Genomic DNA, 766 nt, shown 5'->3' with positions numbered 1-766 from the left:
GCCGCTTTCCGGGGCTGGACCTGCCCGCCCCCCGGCCCATCCCGGTGCGCCGCGAGACCTTGCCCTACCAGCCGGTCCTGACCCTGCGCGAGGAGCGCGTGGCGATCACGCGCCGCCTGGCCCGCCGCCGGACCACCGACGACGAGCGCGTGGGCGTGGCCGTGCTCAGCCACCACTACGGCGGTCAGCCGCTGGAGACGGACCGTCAGAGCTACGTGGACGGCGTGCTGCACCTTGCCAGCCGCGATCCCGCCGCCGAGAAGCGGGCCACCGGGCAGCTCACCCGCACCGGCCTGAAGCGGCTCCAGAGCCTTCAGCCGCGCGGCGACCACGTGCGCCACCCGGACGCGGAGAAGCTGTACGCCTACGGGGACGAGGGCCGCTGGCGCACCTTCCTGACCGACACCGTGCCCCGGCTGGAAGCCAAAGGCTTCCGCGTCGAGATCGAGCCCAGCTTTCCCCACCTCTACGCCGAGGTCGAGAGCTGGTACGGCGAGACGGGAGAGGAGGGGGGCTGGTTTACCCTCGAACTCGGGGTGATCGTGGACGGCGAGCGGCGCAGCCTGATTCCGATTCTGGTCGCCCTGATCGCCGAGCGCCCCGACCTCTTTACCCCGGAGGCCCTCGCCGCGCTGGGAGAGGAGGACGTGATCCCGGCCCGGCTGCCCGACGGCCGCCGCCTCGCGCTGCCTGCCGGACGGGTGCGGGCGATTCTCAGCGTGCTGGTCGAGCTGCACCTGCGCGAGCTGCCGCCGGGGCCGCTGCG

General features: G+C 73.5%; 1 pseudogene. It reads left to right on the top strand.

The features are described from left to right. A pseudogene (locus QOL99_RS17305) lies at positions 1-766 on the top strand (ATP-dependent helicase); the annotation flags it as partial.

This window comes from Deinococcus rhizophilus (assembly GCF_030271215.1).
Taxonomy (GTDB): domain Bacteria; phylum Deinococcota; class Deinococci; order Deinococcales; family Deinococcaceae; genus Deinococcus; species Deinococcus rhizophilus.
This window is presented reverse-complemented; position numbering and strand designations above follow the sequence as displayed.